Here is an 18,422-nt window from a genome sequence, read left to right on the forward strand (position 1 = left end):
TTATTTATAGCCCTCGAAAAGCTTGAGCGACAGGCTCTGCAGGCACATGGTCGCTGTCACACGACGAGACTCGATTCTGGACATGGTTTCCTGCACTGCGACAAGCGCAAGTTCCAAGGCGGTTGCATCGACCCGCGGGAAATTCGAAAGGCCGACAGAGGTCGTGGTTTCGGGCATTCGCAAGCGAGCCCCCGCCTGTTCTCGCAACAAGTCTGCCAGCAAGAATGAAAGCACTTCCAAGAATCGGTTCGCTTCGTAGGCATCTTCAAGCGCCGAGTCCTTGAGTTCCATGAACAAGTCGGTATAGTTATTGCGCAGGGAATGCAGCACGAAATCAGCCGCAAGCTTGCACCAGACCTTGGCATGCTCGGCGTAATAAAGCGCCTTGCCCGGAGAGCCAACGGCAAGCCCGATGACATCGTCGCTCAAAGTAGATTCATCAAATTCTTCGCCCGCGACGCGCAAGACTTCCGACTTCACTTCTTCGTCGGAGAGCGGCAACAAGTGGAGCGCCAGACAGCGTGAACGGATTGTCTGAAGCATCTTTTCGCGGGAATTGGTCGTCAAAATAAAGTACGTGTTCGGCGGGACTTCTTCGAGCGTTTTAAGGAACGCGTTTGCCGCCGATTCGTTCATGCGGTCCGCTTCGGCGATAATCACCGTGCGCACGCGGTCGCCCTTCATGGCAAAGCTCGACGTCATCATACGAATGAGGTCGACCGAAATGAAGGCGCCTGTCGAAAAAACATCGACCCGGTACGGGTTCTTCTGGATTTCTTCGATATAAGACTTCTTGAAGTCCTCGATGGTTTTCGCCTTGCTGCCGGCAGAAACATCGTCGGAACTGCGGGCATGGGCCTCGGCCGATTCCATGGGAACGACCCAGCCATCGGTTGCGCCACTATCCATTGCCATGCGGCAACCAAAACAATGTCCGCAGGGGCGCATATTCGGATCGGTACACTGGAGCGCCTTCGCAATTTCCATCGCGAGCCATTTCTTGCCGATTCCGGCAGGGCCATCAATCAAGATTGACTGCGGAAAGCGGTTCTCACGGAGCGCCGACATCAAGCGGATGCGGGCACGTTCTTGAGAGGCAGGACCATTTAACGTATATTCGATCATTACTGTTTTAACCACTGCAAGGGGTCCACGGTTTGTGTACCCTCGCTCACTTGGAAGTACAATTTAATTCCATTTAACGAAGCAACATCGCCCACTTCGCCAATTTCTTCGCAATTTCGCACCTCTTTGCCCTCTTGTACGCGAATTGACTTGAGGTGACCATAAACGGAGTAGGTTCCGCCCGCATGTTCGATAATCACCGAGGGCCCACGGCCATCGATTTCGCCCACCATGACGACAGAACCTGCCGCTGCGGCACGGACTGCCTCGCCGCGTTTGCCGCGGATTTCAACACCCAAGTTACGCGTCATAATGTGGAGTACCGGATGTTCTTGCAAACCATATTGGCTGATAATGTTACCCTTGAGCGGCGTACACTTGGGGCCCTTTACCGATTCGGCCACCGTAACTTTCGGCTTTTCCACCTTCTTGGCAGGCGCCTTCGTGTCTTTCTTTTTGCCCTTGTCCGCCTTTTCCTTTGCCTTACGGGCGGCTTCATCTTTCTTGGTCTGCTCGATTTCTTTCTTGCGTTTTTCTTCGAGTTTCTTGATGAGCGCAAGCATAGTCTTCTGGTTCTGTTCGAATTCCTTGAGGGCGCGGCGCTGCATGTTCTGGTCATGCTTTAAGGACATGAGCATTTTTTCTTGCCCGCTCATCTGTGTTACAAGACCCTTTTCTTCGGCAGCCTTCTTGGTACGCAACTGCTTGAGGTCCGAAAGGTGTGCGCTTTCCGACTGTTTCTTTTCGTCGCGTTCTTGCACCAGCTGTTGCAACACTTCGACCTCTTGCTGGTCCTGATTCAGAATGTGGTGCACCCAGTACACCTGGCGGTCGGGGCTACCTTCTTGCGTGAGCAAACTGTAAAGCACGCGGGCTTCGCTATTGCGACCGCTAATGTAGAGCGTGCGGATTCGCTTTCTCATGGCTTCGCGGCGGGTCTCGATTTTGCGGTCCAAGGAATCAATGTCTGCCGTAAGTTGCACAAGCGCCCGTTCCAGCATGACTTCGCTCTTGGAAAGTTCCGAAAGGTAGGTACGCGTCTGGTTCAGGTTCTGGTCGAGAATCGAAATCGTGTTCAGCACGCCCTTTTCTTCGGTTTCAAGAAGAGCGAGTTCCTGGCGCTTTTTCGCAAGGTCCGATTCCAACTTTTTCAAAGCATTTTTCTGTTCGTTAATCTGGGCGTCGGTCTTTTTCGTGGCCGACGACTTAGAGGCATTCTTGGAGGACGCCTTTACCGAAGACTTTGTCGGTTTCTTCGTCGAAGCATTTTTCGCCGGAGTATTCTTAGCAGTCGACTTTGCAGGGGCACTCTTGGTGTTTTTTGCGGCAGGCTTTGCATAGGCGTTTTCAGCCCCAAGCCCAAGCAGCAAGCAAAACAGCAAGACGACAAGCCGCATCATCATTCCTGTTCATTGCGCTTAATCGAAAGGAATTCGCGCACCGTGCGGAAACTAAAGTAGCCCGAAAGAGCCGTGACCAAGACAACCACCAAGAACAGGCCTGTTCCAAGGCCAGTCAAGTTTGCCGCTACAATCGGGAACGCATCTGCCACCGAGTTCAAAACGACGGCCAGCAAGATGACGGCAAGACCGCTACCGACCAAGCCCTGGAATGCGCCCTGCAGCACAAACGGAAATTCGATAAAGAAGTGGCTACCGCCCGCATACTTCATGTTTTCGACCAAGAGCCTGCGGGACAGAAGCGAAAGTCTTACAGAGTTGCAGATAATGAGCGACAGCGTAAACAAGAGCAATACGCTAACGCATATCGGCCAAAAAATCATGCGGAACTTCCAGGCGGCAATTTTTTCGACCCATTCGACAGGCGCCTGGACTTCTTCGAAAATTTCAGTGCGGGCTAAATTGTTCTTGACCTCAATCAATGTGGCCGGGTTCTTGTTTTCTTCACCAAGAGTCACCCTGAAAAACGGCGGAATCGGGTTTCCTTCAACCAGGTCGAGCATTTCGCCGGAAAAATGCCTGCGGAAATCGGCCAAAGCGGAATCGGCGCTCACAAAAGTCACAGAATCAATAAACTTGGTGTGTTCCAGGCGATTCTGAATCACCTGCAGGGAATCTTCGTCGACCGATTCGGGCAAGAACGCTTCGACAGCATACAGGTTCCTTTCCATCGAAAGAACGCGCATGACCGCCCCGAAAGCGGTAAACGAAGCCGCCAAAAGCAGCGAACACAGGAATATGGTGGCAAACGACGGTAAAATCACCGTGCGGTGCTGCCGCATTCCGCGAAAAGATTCCGATATTAAATAGCCAAGTTGTCCGAGCACGGAGTGAATTATAACTAAATTTTAGACAGTCATTCGAGAGTTCTATGGGAAACATCGTTCTAAAAATAACCGCACTGATATTTGGCATAGCCCTCTGGTTCCTGGTAATCTCACAAAAGGATTTCCAGCTTTCGGTGAATGTGCCGTTGAACTTTGTGAAACTCCCCGAAACCATGGCAATTGCTTCGAAGCCGCCGCATAGTTTGCACATTACGGTCGAAGGCAAGTCGTGGGATTTGATTCGTTTGAACAACCTAGTAAGCGACCCCAACCAAAATTCCATTGCCATGGTCGTAGACCTGCAACAGGCTGAACTGGGCGCAAAGCGCATTCACTTGGACAGCAAGAACTTTGTGGCCGCAGGTTTTCCCGACATTCGCTTTGTAGAACCCGAAAACCAGCTCTTGTTCGTGGACCTCGACATCGACACTCGCATTACGCGTAATGTTCCGATTAAATCGGTCGCCACATTTACTGCAGCGCAAGGTTACCTGATTGCAGACGAGCCCACGGTTACGCCCGAAGAACTGATGGTCTCTGGCGCCCGTAACGCCCTCACCCGCATTATCGATATTCCGACCGATTCTTCGTTCTTTGATACATTGCATGCAAGCCAGGAATTCACGATTCCGCTCGACTTTAGCACTTTGCCGGCTTTCGTTTCGCCAAGCGATTCTTCGGTCAAGATTTCGGTAAACATCCAAAAGATGGCAAGCCGCACTTACGACAGCATTCCTGTTAGCTTAATCGGATTTTTCGACAAGAACATTTATTCTCTAGAACCCAAGACACTTTCGGTCGAAATCACTGGTGGCGAAGTCGTTCTCGATTCAATTACCAAGCATAACATTGAACTTGCGATGGAATTCAACCGATTCGCCATCGAAGATGCCGACAGCCTTTCGCCGACGGTCAAGCTTTCGCTCCCGGCCCACATTAACCGCGAAATGTCTATCAAGGCAATCCAGCTGAAACCCGAAAAGGTAACGCTCCGCAAAAAAGAAATTAAGCCTGCCGCTCCCGCAGACTCGCTTGAAGAGGTTGCTCCATGATCTGGCTTGGAATTGAATCCAGCTGCGACGAAACCGCCTGTGCTGTACTGCAAGACGATCCTGTAAAAGTCCTTTCGAACCCGCTTTACAGTCAAATTGACGAACATGCCCTCTATGGCGGCGTGGTTCCTGAAATTGCGGCACGCGCACACTTGCAAAAGATTTCCCCGATTGCTGAAGCCGCCGTCAAGGAAGCAGGCATTGAACTCAAGGATATTGACGCCATCGCCTACACCACGGGCCCGGGCCTTATGGGACCGCTTCTGGTGGGTGCAAGTTTCGCTAAGGGCCTTGCCCGCGACTTGCAGATTCCGGCTTACGGCATGAACCACTTGGAAGGCCACCTGGCCGCCGCTTGGCTCACGCACCCTGAAATCGAGCCGCCGTTCCTGACGCTTACCGTTTCGGGCGGTCATACGGAACTCGTGCTCGAAGAACCCGGATTCAAGTACACCAGCATCGGCCGCACCCGCGACGATGCCGCCGGCGAAGCTTTCGACAAGTGCGGCAAACTGCTCGGCCTCAAGTACCCCGCAGGCGCAACCATCAGCCGTCTCGGCAAAGATGGCAACCGCAAATTTGTAGACTTTCCGCGCGCACTCCATGTGCACGACAACTGCGAATTTTCGTTCAGCGGTTTAAAGACAGCTGTGCTTCGCTATACCGAAACGCACGACCCGGAATTCATCCAGAAGAACATCGGCGACATTTGCGCCTCCTTGGAAGACGCTATTGTCGATAGCCTTGTGACCAAGACCATTACCGCCCTCAAAAAGACCAAGATGAAAACTCTCGTGGTCGGTGGCGGTGTGAGCGCAAACGCTTGGCTCCGCACTCGCTTGCAAGATTACTGCGACAAGCATGGAATCATGTTCTGCATTCCGGAACGCAGTCTGAGCACCGATAACGGCGCCATGATTGCCGCAGCTGCGATTCGCCGTAAACTGCAAGGCAAGCTGACCTCGGTTAACGAAGTCAAGCCCTGGATGCCGCTTGCGCTCTAATTAAAATTTGTAATTTCCGACGCGGATAAAGTAATTGTACCCGCTCAAGTGGGTTAAATCACCGAAGGTGTTGAAGTCAACGACTCGACTGAGTCCCGCATACACGGTAACGGACTTGTAGGCAAACCGGAGTGCCGGTTCAAACACGAACTTATCGACATCAAGGTCCGCATACGGGCTATCTTCAAAATCGTGATAGTACGCTCCGAAAATCCACGCCCCAAGATAATTTCCGTGAACGCCTCCGTTCAAGCGAACCATGGCATATTCATGCGAAGACAGTTCTGGATTGTACCATTCGGTAGACCAAGGTGTTGCCGCCGCATGCAGGCGATAAGCCACATCAAGCGGAGGTTTTTCAAACGACTTGGGAGAAACATAGCCATGGCCTTCATCATGGTAACGCTCTATCGCGCCTTCTGCCGCCACATTTAACGTCACAAAACGCAACGGAGAAATCGTGTAGCGGGCATCTGCCATAAGTCTCCAGTAAATCGGCACCACATCGATAATACCATCATCGTAGCCAATCGATTCAAAGCCGCCCCAGACATTTACAGCATAGCCATCGTTTGCAAACCAGTTGTCATCGGCACCATTCAAGTAGCGGTAATGCAACATCGGCGAAACCGGATACGCCTTCATTTCAAGGTCACCATAATACACAGAATCCAAGTCATAGTACCTAGAGCCAAAAATAAACTCGGCCGAAATACGTTGATGGTCATCTACCGTATACAACAGGTTCATTGTCAAATCGCTACGCCTTTCGGACTTGATTCGAATATTGCGGTGGATATTGCCATTAAAGCCCTTCAACGGTACGAGTTTCAAGTAATCATAACCGAACTCTAAATTCCAATGCCGGTTCCACAACTTTGAAATATTCAAGCGTGGACGGAATCCATAAGAATGTTCGCCCCAGAACCCAGCCATTACCAGTTCAATTTCAACATGGTCGACATAATGCACTGCAGCTTCGGCATAGACATTCGGGCCAAACACATTCGAGCCAAAACCGCCCGCGGCCAAATCTACAATCGGCTTCACCGAAGATTCCACTGATACATTTCCACTCGGATGCATGTTCAAATCCAAGGAATCATACGCCGGATTTTGCAACAAGTCGTTCGCAAAATTTTCAGGTGCAATTATTCCCGTATCCGATTCCGGCCAATACGACTTGACTGCATTTTGCACTTCCGAAGACAAGCTGTCATACGTGGGTTCAAATTTGAACCAAGGCTTTGCTCCTTCTTGGTCCGCAGAATAGGCGTGACGACGGCCATTAAGCACTTTAAAGCGGCCAAGCTGTTTTTCGAAAGAAGTAAATCCGGATTGGATCCACGCCGAACGGGCGGTATCGAGAATCGTATGCGCACGCACAATGACTCCCGGCTGGCTCGTTAAAATTTCAGACACATGCTGTTTGATCAAGCGAGTACGTTCATCGCCAACAATCGGCGCACGCAACGGGTCAGCGACAACTATTATCGAAAGTTCATGAGCATTGTCTTCTATCGGCATCGCGTAATACGGGCAAAGTTCTCCCGACGGATTCTTCGAAGATTCATTCGCATTCCAAAGCGGGAGCGAAGCTATAATCTCCGGTATAGAATTCCCGATAACGACAGCCTTGCCCGATTCGCAGGACTGCACCGCAAACGGAATCTTGCCCGAGGAATGCTGGCGGTAAAGGCTTTCTTGAAAGCGAAGCTTTGCAAGCGCACGCACCACCTGCATAGAATCTGGCGTGAGCGATTTCGATTCGCTACGGAACCATAAGGCAGAATCCTTCGATATTGCAAAGCGCTTGCGGATAGAAGGAATGCCCGAAACAGAAATCGGAAGCTCGTAAGAATCCGTCTGCTTATAGCCCAACTTGCTTTCGGGCGCCGTCATGTCATGGCCCACGAAAGGAGCAATCGCTGGATCCAACATAATTTTCTGGATGTCATCGAGCGGGACACCGCGAGTCCAGAGGGCAGCCATCCAAGCGCCCCAAGAAGTCGCGACCACGGAATCTACCGGAATTCCATATTCTTCAATCGCATAGAAAACGCCCAACTGGAACCATGGCGAGCGCTCGCCACCGCCCAAATACAAGACCGTTTTCAGCAAAGAATCTACGTTCCCTACAGGCAGCGAATCCGTCGAAACCGAACCTGCCGCAGCGACAGAATCGGCCGCAGCAATGGAATCTGCCGAAGCCTTCAGCAAATCAATCGACGGAACATCGTCTTTCTCAGCCGAGAAAGCCCCTGTTACACACAGTGCTACCACTGCAACAAATTTGCCGAAGACATTTCGCACAAAATTATCCTAACCGAGCCGGATTCGAAACCACACGGACAGCATCTTCAGAAGACACATAGCCCGCCTTCACAAGCTCTGCAAGGCAATCGTCCATAAGCATCATGCCTTCAGAAGCCGAGGCCGCAATAATCGAGGGCAGCGTGTAGTATTCGCCGCTACGAATCTTGGAAGCCACATTCTGCGTACCGTAAAGGATTTCCCAAGCAGGCACAACCCCTTGAGCGCCAGGCAGCAAACGTTGCACCACCACTGCCTTCAAGACAGAGGCGAGCATATTGCATGCCATGTCGCGGTTTTCAAGCGATTCCGCCGCAAGCAACGCAGCGAGTGCACCCACCGCATTACCAGCCGTCACCGTAAGCACTACCAGAGCACCCGCCTCGGCAGCACGCAATACCGGAATCAAAGATTGGCCTTCGAAATTACCAAGCCAAATCAGGTCGATTCCACTGCGAAGCGCCTGTTCCATTTTTTCGGGAATAGAACCGGTCGAATTTTCAAGAACCAAGCTATCGCCATGTTTTACAGGCATTTCGGCATCTTGATCCAAAAGGCTCACACGCATAATGCCCGACTGGCAAAGCGCAGACACGTAAGCGGTAGCTGTCGTTGTCTTTCCGCTACAAGCAGGGCCACTAAAGACCACAAGACCCGAACGGATTCCAAGCAAGTTCATCATGGAATCCGGCACACCGAGCGCCGAAAAGTCCGGGCATTCTTCAAGTACGGGCCTAAATATAGCAGAGCTACCCAAAGCGGTTCGGTTGTAACGCACGCGCCACTTGGAGCCACACCACGGGCCACCCATAATAGTACCCGATTCACCTTCCATCGTAGTCAAGAATTTGCGGAGCGAGCCCGCTTCTACAGCAGGAGCATCAGGAATCGCGCAAACCTTACCCGCCAAGCGAACGGCAGAAGCGGCACCTTCGGTAATCACAAGTTCAGAGGCGCCCACATTCAGCGTGTATTCTAGCAAAGATTCAATTTCTGTAGCCATAGCATCCCCTTAGTTCTGGACCCTGTAAGCAGCAAAACGTCGGCTGTCGCAGGCACGTTTCCAAGCCTCGACACCTTCGATATAGCCCGATTCCACACACTTCTGCAGAGAATCGTCGAGCGAAATACCTTGATCTTTCTGACTGCTGATCGACGCCGAGAGCTGCGAGATTTCTCCGCGGCGGAGCATATTCGCCATCGTAGAATTCATCTTGGCGGCTTCGACTGCAAGCACCTGACCCTGATTCTGCACAATCGGAATCAAGTGTTGCACAATGATTCCCTTGAGCTGTTCTGCAAGCGAATTCGCAAACGCCGTGCGCTTTTCTGCAGACACAGACGACAGCAAGCGAGAAAGCAATGCATGAATGTTATTGCCCGCCGTTACGGCGAACACGAGCGCGCCCGCATTCGAAGCACGCAACAGCATCGAAAGTTCATCGAGAGTTTCGAGGTAATCGAACAGAATCACGTCGGCACCGCTCTGCATGGCAAATTCTACGCCCTCAATACCCGAACGCACATGCAAGCCCACTTCGCGTTGGGCAATTGCACCACGCGGATTCTGGAGCACGCGTTCAATCGGTTTTTCAATCGTCTGAATGTACACATCGCGGTTAGCGGCAATCGTTTCAGCGAAAGTCGAAATCGTCGTAGAGCGACCGCTTGCAGCAGGGCCTGCGACAAGCACAAGACCGCTATTGAGCTCCACAAACTGATTGCAGAATGCCGGCAAATACAAGTTTTCGAGCGTGGTCGATTCTTGCGGAATCACACGAATTGATACACTCGGATTCGTGCCGTTCCATGTGACCGTGATTCGAGCGCGGCCAACGCCAGCAAGACCAATCGTCTTGCTAAAGTTCTTGCCGACGATAATCTTATAGCCATCCGAGAATCCCTTGGAAGCTTCGTCCAAGCGCTCGTTAATATGAGACAAATCCAGAGCATCGTCCGAGGCCACAAAGAGAGCGCCCGACTGGCGCATGACCACCGGGCGGTCTGCGTACAGGTAAATATCCGTTGCGCCGAACTTGCGGGCAAAAGCAATAATCTGCGACAGGTTTGTCATCGGACGAATCTTTTCAGGCGCTTCGACCGGAGTTCCTTCGCCGGTCAAAATCGCAAAGCGGCTCGGCAACTTTTCGGAATCTTCGCCCGAAGATTCTTCTTCGGCTTCGGCCTGCACCTGCACCGTGCTGATGCTTGTCGATTCTAGGCCCGCGACCGCTTCGACTTCCACGTTAGATGTCGAGACTTCGCCATACAAGCTGCTATTGCCTTCAATCTGCAAGCCTTCGGACTGTGCGGGCTGAGGAGCGGCAGGAGCAACCGACGGCGCTGATGCCGGAGGCGCTTCGAAGCGCGCGGTCGACTGCTTTTGCGAAGCCGCAGGAGCAGCGTTTGCAGGTGCTGCGGCAGGAGCGCTACCGCCTTCGGCGGCGGCCTTCGCCTCAAGATTCTTTACAAAGGCAAGCACCTTGATGTACATCGGAGGCGGGAGAACGCCCGCATCCACAAGCACTTGACCAATGTCCTTCTTGTCGGTAATTTCGCCCCAATGCGCTTTGACCTGCGCCTCGGTAACGACCTTGTTGTGCACAAGGACTTTTGCCATGTACTGGTTTCTCATAGGAAATCCCTCCGGCTAAACCACCAGCTTGCAATCGCAAGGAACACGCCGATGTAGCCTAGCGCATAAATGCTATTCCAGAATACGTACATATCGGGGAGAGCCACACCATGCACCACGTAGGTAGTCACGTTGTAGCGGTAAAGCCCCGGGAAAATCGCGTGAATGACTTCGGCGGCTTTCTGGAACAGCATACTCGATGTTCCATTCAGTTCGCCCATGCGGGTAGCAAAGCGCACCTGTTCCAAAAGTTGGTCACTCAAGTGGCCCGCAAAGTAAACACCCAGCGTAAACAGTGCCGAAAGCACCGTGCTGCTAAAACTGCTGAACAGGAGTGCCACCGCAATCACCACTGCCATCTCGCAGAAAATCAGGTAGATAGCCGTAAGCAAGCTGAGCGTCGGAGCAGACCCAGTCAAGAACAGCATCACGTAGTAGATTGCCGTCAAAAGCATCAGGTGAACCGCCACCACTGCAAGCAAGCCAAAGTACTTGCCCACAATGAACGACGCGCGGCTAATAGGCTTCGACAAGAGCGTAAGCACTGTACGGCGCTGAATTTCTTTTTGCACCAGGCTAATGCCCACGAAAATCGAAATCAACAGGCCCGAAAGGCTCATCACCGAAAGCGTGGTCGACTTGATCACATAAGCGCGGTCAAACACAGACCATTCGCCAAGTACAATGCTGAACAAGGTGAGTGCAATCGCCAAAAAGCCAATGTTATAAAGAATCTTGTCGCGAATAGATTCGCGGAATGTATTGAGGGCAATAATGCCGATATGCTTAAGCGTCTGCACGGGCAATCTCCTCTGTCAAAATGTCTTCGAGGCTCGGGCGCTTGTGGTCCATGCGCTCGACAGCAATTCCTTTTTCCAAGCAATAGCGCAGCAGGCGGTCGCGGGCAGCATCATCGGCGCATACGCATTCCTGCGGATGACCAGCAGGGGCAACACCCTCGGGAAGTTCTGCCTGCGGAATTGCTTCGCGGGTACGCACGTGGTATTCCACGCCGCAAGATTCCGTAATCTCGTCTACGGTACCTTCGCGCACAATCTTGCCATCGACAATCATCGCGACCTTGTGGCTAATCGATTCCACATCGGAGAGCAAGTGGCTTGAATAGAAAATCGTCACACCCGTGCGATTCAGTTCCATAATGGCTTCGCGCACATCGCGGCGGCCCATCGGGTCGAGACCGCTCATGGGTTCATCGAGAATCAAAAGCTTCGGCTTACCGAGAATTGCCTGAGCAATGCCCACGCGCTGCATCATGCCCTTGGAGTATGAACGCAGGCGGCGGTCAATCCAGTCCTTATTTGCATGCAACAGATCCAGCGACCAGTCAATGCGCTTGTCCAGTTCGGCCCCAGAAAGGCCCACCAACTTACCGTAGAACTGCAAAAGTTCACGGCCCGTTAGATAATCATAAAAGTACGGCTGTTCCGGCGAATAACCGATAAACTGACGGCTCTTCACATTACGCGGAGAAATCCCGTTCACCAGCACATTGCCCGAATCAAAATTCAAAAGACCCGTAAGCACTTTGATAGTCGTAGACTTGCCCGCGCCGTTCGGCCCGATAAAGCCATACACTTGCCCCGGTTCTACGCTAAAACTCACATCCTTAAGCGCAAGCTTCGGTTTCATCAAGAAACCGCTGCGGTACGTCTTATGCAAATGTTCAATCTTAATCATAAACAACCCAATCACTTGTCCGTATCGTCGGACTTTTTACCAAAGGCACGTTCCTCGGCATCTTCGATTTCGCGACGACGTCGTTCCGCCATCTCTTGCTTCTTGATAAAGAAATGGATGATAGCACCCGTAGCATAACATGCCACGCCGGTATAGAACAGCGGATTGATCGAATGACCCTCGAGCCCAGGGAAAATATTCAGGACTACGCTGTGCCCGAAAAGCATCAAAAGCACCAACACAAAGCCCAGCGCACGAAGCACATAAGTCACAATCACGAGTTTTTTCATAGATACCTCAAAACTGCACCAAAACGGTACATTCCTTCTAACAGAAAAATACACAAATATTTGAGTAAAGGATAAGCCGCGCGCCCAAAAAGCCTATAAAAAAGGAGATGCCCGCTTGCGCGGGCATGACATTTAACAACAAAGGCTCAAAAGCGAGGCGTCTATCCCTTTACATGGATAGCAGCGGCAAATTCAGCCAACAGCTTCGGGTCTTCAACCTTTTCCCAAAGCGTACCCGTCACGATGATGTTTGCACCAGCTGCCACGCGGACGGCAGCTGTCTGCGGGTCCTTAATGCCACCACCGGTAATGATAGTCATTTCGGTTGCCTTGCGGGTATAGGCGATGTGTTCCACCGGCACGGGTTCTTCGGCACCGCTGCCAGCTTCCAGATACACATAACGCATGCCCATAAGTTCAGCAGCAATGGAATTCACCATGCTGAGCTTGGGCTTGTTGGCAGGCACCGGCATGGTGCCGCTAATGTATTCGACCGTGGTACGCTTGCCGCTATTGATCAGCTGATAGGCCGTCGGAATCGCTTCCATATTCAAGGCGCGCACCAAGGCGCCACCGCGAACCTGTTCGTCGATCAAGTAATTCGGGTTACGGCCACTTACAAGCGTCATAAAGAGCATTGCATCAAAGCCAGGCACCACCTGAGAGGCTCCACCCGGGAACAGCACCACGGGCAAATCCACATTGGCCTTGAGGGCAGCCACCTGCTTGGGCAGCGTAAAGTTACCTAGGTAAGAACCGCCCACCAACAAGAGGTCGGCACCGTTTTCAGCGGCCATAGCACCAGCCTTCACAAAGGCAGCTTCGTCCGATGTATCGGGGTCCAGCAGCACGGCAAAAAGCGCACCGCGTTTTTCGATTTCAGCATTCAGACGGAGTTCAGTCTTCCCAGGTTTCATACAATTCCTTTTCTTGCGTCTACTCCGCAAGATACCATAAAGATACATTATTTGTTTCCTCCATGCCACAAAAATTACAAAGAAGGCGGGCCGAAGCCCACCTTCTCGTTCTCGGCCTGTTCTCCCCCAACCGAATCCTCCTAACCGGTCCTTCGAACAGGCCTAACCCCCAAATTCGCTAGTCGTTTTTGATGCAGCGGACAAAGCCGGCACTCCACATCGCATTCGTATACGCAGTCTTCATAAAGCCGTCATTTAAATCATACTTCAACGTATAAATCATTCCTATCGCATCCCCTACATACGGCATCCCAGGTTGCAGGAATTCTTCAGGCGTGGGCCTCGGCGTAAACAGGTAGCTAGCACCTCCATTTATCTTCATTCTATAACGGCCATTATTTCCGCGAACCCAACCCAAAGTTTCGAGCCCAAAGCCCACCGGATCCCCATTAGCGGAATGCAGCAAATCATAATCGACATGCGCCAGCAAAGTATTCCAATCCTCATACGAAGGCATTCGCCAGCCCTCAGGACACACATCATAGTTCAGCACGTCCAGCGAGTCAATCACCTTACTCCAATTCACATTGTCAGGGTTTTCCGGATTTTCATGAAGTTCCTTACAAAGTCTATGAGCTTCATCTATAAAACGCAAGGAATCACTTTCACTCAACGGGCCAACCTCATCCAACGAGTCAGCAACTGCACGATATTCTGTCAGCCAAGCATTCATGCGATCCGCAATGCAGTCCTCTTCTGACGCATATTTATTGTAAATCGAATCCAGCGGGAAAATTGAATACAAGCGCCCATACACAGAGCAATTCGACGAATCATCCCTAAAGCAACTGGACTTTTCTGTTGCATAGTTCAGATTTTCCGCCATCCACGTCTGCGAAATACCATCATATTCAAGCTTGACCGTCTTGTAGGTTTGACCATCTCTTGAATCAGCCATAGTTCCCAAAGTCGAAGAAACATCCAACTGAGCTACGCGACCATCAACAAGTTCCCAAGCTCCTTCATGGCATTTCAAGAGAGACTCATTCTTATAAACTTCAACAAGCGCACCTTCGTTTACAGCAGAGCATTTTGCAGCCCCATATATTTTAGCAAGCACGTAAAGCAAATATTTTTTCTTTTGCAAGCATTCTTGATAGAACTGAACCGCATCTTCGCCGAGTCTCTCAAATGCTGCCTCGGGAAGCAACAAGATTCCCGTAACATTAGAATGCAAGATAAAAAACTTCATACTTTCTTTAGAACTTTCTGAAAGTCCTTCAACCATCCCTGTTTCACCAAGTTCTTCTTTTATTTGCTGCAACAGAGTATACGGAAGTTCATTCAATTCGTCGCGAACCAAGGCTGCTTCCGATGGATCCAATTCATCTAGCCCGAATACAGTGGCCATTTCAGTTTCAGCCTGATTTTTCGCCTCCGTAAACGATTTTCCAGAAGCCACCAACTTTTTAACGCGATGTGCCGTCAAATGGGTTAATACATCAACAACAAACGAGTTCGAATCGCGCAAATCAAGAATCGCATGCAAAGAAATATCGTCAGAAGTCGCAATCAGCATGACAACCGGGCTGTTTAGAGAAACACTGTCAAACTGGATTGAGCCATTATTACTCGGACGCATCTCTCCGGTCACAGAATCTTCTACAGCACCGCCAATCTTCGCCGTATAAGACTCTCCGTCAATCCATTCTAACGTCGTAGAATCCAGTTCTTTAAGCGTTACCGAACCGCCCGCCCAAAAGACATCCTGCGGGAAAGAGGCATCCAAGTTTTCCAGAGAAGGCTTGGTTTCACTTTTTGCAGGAGCATAATAAGCGCGACCCCTTAAAGAGATATTTTCGTACGCTACAACGCCCGTTTCTTCGGCGGAGCCGCCCAGCGGCGTTATTGAATGATCGTCCCCTTTTACAACAGAATTTCCATTGTCCGAACACGCCGCGAACATCAAGGCGAGCGGCATCGCCATTTTGCAGACAAACTGCTTTGTCATTTTTGTGTAATTCATGGTATCCTCCTAACCCTTTTTAGAATTCTTTTTTGTGAGCGGGAAAAACTGCATATTCAGACGATACACCTCGTCCATCGCAGAATCCCTAGTCGCAATTGCAATTACCTTTTTACGGCATTCGGCAATCACTTGCACAATTTCATCGTAGGCTTCATGCGTAACGCCTAGCGTAATACCCGAGAAATGACGTTCATTTTGCGGAACACCCTCGATCGCATCAAGGGCGAATTCACCCATCTGGCGGTGCATGCCACGAACGGCGACAGGCGTTACCTCCATTGGGCCCGTCGTCACAGACTGTTCTGTTTGCGTGTAGTTGCCCGCATCGTCTTTTTGAAGCAAGCCCGCCTTGACCAAGAAATTCAAGGTCTCAGTCACTTCAGCCGCCGTTATTTTTTCACGACAGGCATGGGCAAGCGCCAAGGGTTTCGCCCCCGGCATAGCAGGAGCCAATTCGCGAATGACAGGATTTTTCCAGTCGCTGAAAAAACGGAAAGAGTCCCCTTCCAAGACTTTCGCCTTGTGCGCCTCGGCAATCGAAATCATCTCGCCATAAGCGGCCTTCTTTTCGGCATCCGTTTTCGCATGGTCGAACTTGACCAGCTCCACGAAGAAATCGCACTCGTAGTCCGCAAGGTTCATGGCCGTAGCTACACGCACGGCAGTAGCTTCGCCCAGGTTATAGCGGCCTTCGCTCACGTATTTAAGGAAAATCGACGAGGAAAACCCCGCCAAAGAAGCGAACTCCTGCCAAGTAAACGCAGACTTCGCCTTTCTTTCGGCGTAATAATCCGCGATATACTGGCGATAGCTCGTGTACTCAAGTATATCTTTCATTTGTCCTCCTCTTAGCCCCCCGAAAACTCGGCCCAAGCTAAGTACATCCTAAATATAAGCAAAGATTTTTAAAAAGTCAATAGTTTTATGACATAAATTTTAAGTTTTTTAGCAAATTTCACACGTTTTTGCATTTATATTCAAAAATTACGAAATTTTACGACATAAAAAAGGACATTACGCCGAGCGAAGACAATAGACCGATAGTCTATTGTCGGAGCGAAGGACGAACAACGACTTGCTTTTCCTTTTGGAGTTCTCATACCTCGTTGTTCGTATATATAAAGAAGGCGAGCCAAAGCCCGCCTTCTCGTTCCTCCTAACCGCCAAATTCGCTATTCGTCCTTAATGCAACGGATAAAGCCTTCATTCGGCAGGTCAAAATAATTTTTAACCTCATGATACCTGTTGGCATTATACATTCTTGAATAAAATGCATAAATAATCGATCCATAAACTCCCTGAATTGCATATTCGTACCCAGAGTCGCGAGAATCTTCAGCCAACACCTTCGGCGTAAACAGATAAGGAACCTTTCTGACAAGTATTTTATACCAGTCGGAACTTCCACGAACTTCAGCAACAAAATCCATGCCAAATCCTATCGGATTACCATAACCCGAGAGCAAGTAATTCAATTCTTCACCCGGTTCCACATCGAAGTGTTCCCTCAGGTACATAAACAGCGTTATCCAATCTTCGTAACGGGGCACACGCCAACCTTCCGGGCACACATCAAGATTCAAGACGTTCAACGAATCAACTACCTTTTCCCAATCCACACTATAGGGATCCTTCGTATAATCGCCTTCATTGAAAAGACCGTCACATTCCTCCCGAGCCTGTTCCGCCCAGAACAAAGTGTCATCCGACATAGCATCCGTCAAATATTCAACCGTTTTAAAGGTTGCACATTCTTCCTTGGAATTATACTTCCTGTAAGACGAATCCAAACCCGACACAAACGAATAGATGCGACCATAGGTAGAACAATATGACATTTCCCCTACAACAGATTCCTCCCTGAAACAGCTAGAGTTTTCAGTTTCATAGTTCAAATTTTCTGCCATCCAAGTCTGCGTTACATCTCCCAAATCCAGCTGCACAGTCTTGTAAGTCTTGCCATCTCGAGAATCAGTCATCGTCCCAAACGCATGAGCAACGTTCACCTTGTTCGCCTTGCGGAAGGTCAAATTCCAAGTATCCGATTCGCATTTCAATTCATACATTTCGCTAGAGATGCTAGCAAGCTCCCCTTCTCTTTCAGACGAGCAGCCTCCATAACCAAACACGGATGCAAGCAGGTTGGCAAAATAAGCCCGTTTTTGCAAGCATTCTTGATAATACAAAGCAAAGCTATCTCCAAGTCTTTCAAAAGCACGCGGGGTTACTTGCAAAATAGTGAATATATGCGATGATTCAACGCCTTTAGCCAAAGATTTCTTTGTATCTTCCGAAATACCGGCATCAGTTCCCGTCCCACCAAATTCTCTATTCAGGGTAGCCAACAAACCAAATGAGACAATCTCGTTGAACGTCTTGCGCCACAAAGCAGCCGGCGACGAACTGGTCAGATTCGCACCAAGGAATGGGTTTTGCGGGCCAAAGCCGAACACATTTGCAATTTCAGTTTCAGTCTGAGCCTTCGCCGCCGTAAACGACATTCCCGATTCAACCAGTTTCTGCATGCGATAGGCCGCCAAATGACTCAAACCATCAATTTCAAAAGCATTTGTATCCCGGACATTCACAACCGCATTCAACGATATTCCACCCGATACGGCTTCCAACAAGACAATCGAGCTCCTCAGCGAAACACTATCAAAATGGACCATTCCATCGTCACCAGGAATCAATTCTCCCGTAAGCGTATCTTCGGTATTCCCCTTAAAAGACACCGTAATCGCGCTGTCGTTCAACGGTTCAAGCGTCACAGAATCTAGTTCCGTAAGAACAATCTGCCCGCCATTAGCGAAAATATTCGTCGGAATTGAAACAACAACATCTCCAGACGAACCACCTCCATTATTTGCCGACGCATAATACGCTCGAGCACGAATCGACGCTATAATATTCGGCTCTTCCGAGGAACCGCCCATTTCCACACCGGGATCACCTTCCGTTTTAGAAATCGCGTTTTCGTTGTCAGTGGAACAAGCCGCGAACATCAAGGCGAGCGGCATCGCCATTTTGCAGGCAAACTGCTTTGTGATTTTTTTGTAATTCATGGTATCC

15 protein-coding genes are annotated in these 18,422 nt (G+C 50.3%); 2 read left to right on the forward strand and 13 right to left on the reverse strand.

What is annotated here, in order from left to right; genetic code table 11:
* The 3 genes from QOL41_RS02620 to QOL41_RS02630 are packed head-to-tail and all read right to left on the reverse strand — an operon-like array spanning position 1 to position 3,367.
* Positions 1–1,125: a DNA polymerase III subunit gene (locus QOL41_RS02620; RefSeq protein ID WP_283428538.1), complete on the reverse strand. Its 1,125-nt coding sequence runs from the start codon at positions 1,123–1,125 to the stop codon at positions 1–3.
* Positions 1,125–2,528, reverse strand: coding sequence for a murein hydrolase activator EnvC family protein (locus QOL41_RS02625; protein ID WP_283428539.1), 1,404 nt, complete (start codon positions 2,526–2,528; stop codon positions 1,125–1,127). Before QOL41_RS02625 ends, QOL41_RS02620 begins: the two co-directional genes overlap by 1 nt.
* Entirely contained in the window at positions 2,525–3,367 is an 843-nt protein-coding gene (locus tag QOL41_RS02630; protein WP_283428540.1) for a cell division protein FtsX, read from the reverse strand. Before QOL41_RS02630 ends, QOL41_RS02625 begins: the two co-directional genes overlap by 4 nt.
* 89 nt (positions 3,368–3,456) lie before the next feature.
* On the opposite strand from QOL41_RS02630, the gene QOL41_RS02635 reads away from it, so the two are divergent.
* Together QOL41_RS02635 and tsaD are read left to right on the forward strand one after the other, a co-directional pair.
* The gene (locus tag QOL41_RS02635) at positions 3,457–4,464 is read left to right on the forward strand and encodes a CdaR family protein (RefSeq protein WP_173653976.1); all 1,008 of its coding nucleotides are present in this window, start codon (positions 3,457–3,459) and stop codon (positions 4,462–4,464) included.
* Positions 4,461–5,468 (forward strand): tRNA (adenosine(37)-N6)-threonylcarbamoyltransferase complex transferase subunit TsaD, encoded by a 1,008-nt coding sequence (tsaD, locus tag QOL41_RS02640; RefSeq protein ID WP_163438622.1) that lies wholly within the window; start codon positions 4,461–4,463, stop codon positions 5,466–5,468. Before QOL41_RS02635 ends, tsaD begins: the two co-directional genes overlap by 4 nt.
* On the opposite strand, the gene QOL41_RS02645 is transcribed toward tsaD, so the two are convergent.
* From QOL41_RS02645 to QOL41_RS02690, 10 genes are all read right to left on the reverse strand, one after another.
* Positions 5,469–7,751 carry a patatin-like phospholipase family protein gene (locus QOL41_RS02645; RefSeq protein ID WP_283428541.1) on the reverse strand — a complete coding sequence of 761 codons (2,283 nt, stop codon included), beginning with the start codon at positions 7,749–7,751 and terminating at the stop codon, positions 5,469–5,471.
* Between the two features lie 34 nt (positions 7,752–7,785).
* Positions 7,786–8,784, reverse strand: coding sequence for an ATPase, T2SS/T4P/T4SS family (locus tag QOL41_RS02650; RefSeq protein ID WP_173653974.1), 999 nt, complete (start codon positions 8,782–8,784; stop codon positions 7,786–7,788).
* A 9-nt stretch (positions 8,785–8,793) separates the two neighbouring features.
* Complete coding sequence (locus QOL41_RS02655) at positions 8,794–10,416, reverse strand: type IV pilus twitching motility protein PilT (protein ID WP_283428542.1); 1,623 nt, start codon at positions 10,414–10,416, stop codon at positions 8,794–8,796.
* Positions 10,413–11,216, reverse strand: coding sequence for an ABC transporter permease (locus QOL41_RS02660; protein WP_073323187.1), 804 nt, complete (start codon positions 11,214–11,216; stop codon positions 10,413–10,415). The genes QOL41_RS02655 and QOL41_RS02660 overlap by 4 nt, the downstream gene beginning before the upstream one ends.
* Positions 11,203–12,114 carry an ABC transporter ATP-binding protein gene (locus tag QOL41_RS02665; protein ID WP_173653972.1) on the reverse strand — a complete coding sequence of 304 codons (912 nt, stop codon included), beginning with the start codon at positions 12,112–12,114 and terminating at the stop codon, positions 11,203–11,205. The genes QOL41_RS02660 and QOL41_RS02665 overlap by 14 nt, the downstream gene beginning before the upstream one ends.
* A gap of 11 nt (positions 12,115–12,125) precedes the next feature.
* Complete coding sequence (locus tag QOL41_RS02670) at positions 12,126–12,404, reverse strand: hypothetical protein (RefSeq protein WP_283428543.1); 279 nt, start codon at positions 12,402–12,404, stop codon at positions 12,126–12,128.
* Positions 12,405–12,565: 161 nt separating this feature from the next.
* A complete protein-coding gene (locus tag QOL41_RS02675) occupies positions 12,566–13,321 on the reverse strand; it encodes a phosphoglycerol geranylgeranyltransferase (protein WP_073323057.1) in 756 nt (251 codons plus the stop codon).
* A 178-nt stretch (positions 13,322–13,499) separates the two neighbouring features.
* The gene (locus QOL41_RS02680; RefSeq protein WP_283428544.1) at positions 13,500–15,347 is read right to left on the reverse strand and encodes an FISUMP domain-containing protein; all 1,848 of its coding nucleotides are present in this window, start codon (positions 15,345–15,347) and stop codon (positions 13,500–13,502) included.
* Between the two features lie 9 nt (positions 15,348–15,356).
* Positions 15,357–16,187 (reverse strand): TIGR02147 family protein, encoded by an 831-nt coding sequence (locus QOL41_RS02685; RefSeq protein ID WP_173653968.1) that lies wholly within the window; start codon positions 16,185–16,187, stop codon positions 15,357–15,359.
* Positions 16,188–16,522: 335 nt separating this feature from the next.
* Entirely contained in the window at positions 16,523–18,415 is a 1,893-nt protein-coding gene (locus tag QOL41_RS02690) for an FISUMP domain-containing protein (RefSeq protein ID WP_283428545.1), read from the reverse strand.
* Positions 18,416–18,422: the final 7 nt, after the last annotated feature.

It is taken from the genome of Fibrobacter sp. UWB10 (assembly GCF_900182935.1).
GTDB lineage: Bacteria > Fibrobacterota > Fibrobacteria > Fibrobacterales > Fibrobacteraceae > Fibrobacter > Fibrobacter succinogenes_O.